We start from the raw sequence: 2,765 nt of genomic DNA, 5'->3' as shown, positions 1-2,765 counted from the left end.
GGGCGAGTTCGTGCCGATGTGGTGCACGCGCGGCTGGTCGCGATGGGGTTTACCGGCACCGATCGCAGCACGCGGCGCGCGGTGGCCGAGGTCAAGGCTGATTGGAATGCGGGGCACCGACGGAAGTACCGGCCATGGGTGGCTGAGCCGGGGATGTGGTTGCAGCACGACTGGGGCGAAGGTCCCCGTGTCGGTGGCAGGCGCACGCAGCTGTTCTGCGCGTGGCTGTCCTGGTCACGGTTTCGGGTGGTGCTCCCGGCCTGGGACCAGACGCTGGGCACCGTGGTGGGGTGTGTGGATGCCACGCTGCGGCGGATCGGTGGGGCGCCCACCTATTTACTGACTGATAACCCGAAGACGGTGACGATCGACCGGGTCGCCGGCGTGCCGGTGCGCCATCCTGACATCGTCGCCGCGGGCCGCCATTACGGCTGCAAGGTGGAAACGTGTGAGCCCTTCGATCCGGAGTCGAAAGGCGGCGCTGAGCACACGGTGAAGATCGCCAAAGCGGATCTGGTCCCGACCACGGCGAACCTGCTGCCCGCCTACGCCTCGTTCGCCGAGCTCGCCGACGCGTGCTTCGAGTGGTGCGAGCGGGTCAACGCCCGCCCGCACCGGGAGACCGGGGCCGCTCCTGTTGAGCGGTTGCGCATCGAGCGCCAGCACCTGCATGTTCTGCCGGGCGCGCCGCATGCGATCGCGCTGGGCGAGGAACGGCTGGTTGATGATGATCAGACGATCCGGTGGGGCTCAGTGCGTTATTCCACCCCGGACGGGCACCAGGGCCAGAAGGTGTGGTGCCGGGTGGTGGGCGAGGAATTGGCCATCACCGGGTCCACCGCGGTGGGGATCAGCGAGATCGCCCGTCACGAGCTATCCACCCCGGGGCATCCGCGCATCGTCGATGCGCACTACCCGCACCACCCAGGCGGGAATCTGCCGCGGGTTCCCAAGGTGCGTGCCCGCACCCCGGAAGAGGTCGCGTTCTTGGACCTGGGCGAGGGGGCACGCCGGTGGCTGATCGAGGCCGCCGCGACCGGGGTGGCGCGGATCCGGGCCAAGATGGCCCGGGCGGTCGCGCTGGGCGCGGTCCTGGGTGGCGACCGGGTCGATGAGGCCCTCGGGCTGGCCGCGATCGCGGGCCGGTTCGCCGAGGACGACCTGGTCTCGATCCTGGATCACCTCGGCGCCGCCGGGCCACCCGATGACGTCGTGCACGTCGACGAGGCGCACTCCGCGCAGCCCGGCACCGGGTCGTGGGACAGGTTCGGCGCATGAACACCCCCGACCCGACCCAGCCCGCGTCGTTGCCGGGCCTGCCGCCCTCGCCCTGGGTACTGATCGACCGCACCACCCTCGAGCAGACCACCACCGTTCTGGATCTGCTCGAGCAGTGGCTGGCCGGCGGCGACCCTGGGCCGACCGAGGCGTGCGCTCGGGCCTGCTCGGGTGGGCAGAGTGACGCGTTCGAGGTCGCGGCCTGGGTGGGCACCCTCGCCGCCCGGCTGCAGCAGCGCATCGAGGCGGTGGACTCATGGTCGTGAGCCACCCGCAAGCGCCGGCGCTGCCCGATGAGTTGGACAAGATCACGCGTCGGATGCGGCTGCCTTACCTGCGCAAAGCCGCGCCCGACATCCTGGCAACCGCACGGGCGCAACGTTGGGACCCCGCTGAGGTGCTGCGTGTCCTGCTGATCGAGGAAGTCACCGGCCGCGACTCGGCGACGCGTCGGTTACGGCGCAAGAACGCGAACTTCCCTACCGGGAAGACGTTCTCCTCCTGGCGGCCCGAGGAGTCCTCGATCCCCGAGCCCACCCAGAACGCGCTGGTCACCCTCGAGTGGATCGGTCGGCAGGAGAATCTTGCGGTCGCCGGCCCATCGGGCACCGGGAAGTCGCACTTCGTTGAGGCGTTGGCGCACGCCGCGATCGAGGCCGACCTGCGGGTCGCCTGGTTCACCTTGGAATCTCTGACCGCGGCGGTCGGCAAGGCCAAGGTCGACGGCACGGTCGCACGGACGGTGTCACGGATCTGCGGCTGCGATTTGATCGTGGTCGACGACATCGGGATGTTGCCCGCCGGCCAAGACGCCGCCGAGGCGTTCTACCGGATCATCGATGCCGCCTACGAGCGGCGCTCGATCGCGGTGACCAGCAATATCCACCCCAGCGGATTCGACTCGATCATGCCGAAAACCCTGGCCACCGCCACCGTCGACCGCCTGCTCCACCATGCACATCTGATCGCAACCACCGGCGACTCGCACCGTCTCGCCGAAGCCCTCGCAGGCAAGGGAGTGATCCCCTTGAACTAACCCACACCCGGAAAACTCACGTCCGCCTACCCGGAGATCCGCTGTCCGCCAGCCCGGAGATCAAATGTCCGCCCACCCGGAGTTCCCAATGACCGTTGACACACGGTCCGCGAACGATTACAGATCCTGGTCGATCACACGGGCGCGAACGAGCTCATCGTGACCACACGGATTCCCGCTCACACCGACCGCCTGCAGTCCTATTCCCTGGTCGCCGAAGCGGCGCGAGCTGGCGCTCGATGACCTGGATGCCGTTGGGGATCGGGGGGTCGCGGGAAGCAACGGCAACTGCCCAGCCTCGGGAAGGTTGGGCCGGCGCACATGAGCGACCACCCAGCCCGCGGCGCGCGGGTGACCATGCACGAACGACACCGCGACCACCTCCGGTCGCCGAGTCAAACACCGGACCCTGACAGAACCGCCGCGTCTGTGAGAGGCGCCTGTTGGCCTG

3 protein-coding genes are annotated in these 2,765 nt (G+C 69.0%); all 3 read left to right on the top strand.

Annotated elements, in window-relative coordinates:
• Positions 1-1,278 (top strand): Mu transposase domain-containing protein (locus tag VGH54_RS09385; protein WP_331511676.1); only part of this gene is annotated, 1,278 nt, incomplete at its 5' end.
• Entirely contained in the window at positions 1,275-1,544 is a 270-nt protein-coding gene (locus tag VGH54_RS09380; protein WP_331511675.1) for a hypothetical protein, read from the top strand. The genes VGH54_RS09385 and VGH54_RS09380, both read left to right, overlap by 4 nt.
• Complete coding sequence (gene istB, locus VGH54_RS09375) at positions 1,535-2,314, top strand: IS21-like element helper ATPase IstB (RefSeq protein WP_331511674.1); 780 nt, start codon at positions 1,535-1,537, stop codon at positions 2,312-2,314. The genes VGH54_RS09380 and istB overlap by 10 nt, the downstream gene beginning before the upstream one ends.
• Positions 2,315-2,765: the final 451 nt, after the last annotated feature.

The sequence above is a fragment of the Mycobacterium sp. genome (assembly GCF_036488105.1).
Lineage (GTDB): Bacteria > Actinomycetota > Actinomycetes > Mycobacteriales > Mycobacteriaceae > Mycobacterium.
Note: the sequence above shows the minus strand (reverse complement) of the source record. Positions and strands in the feature narration are given on the sequence as shown.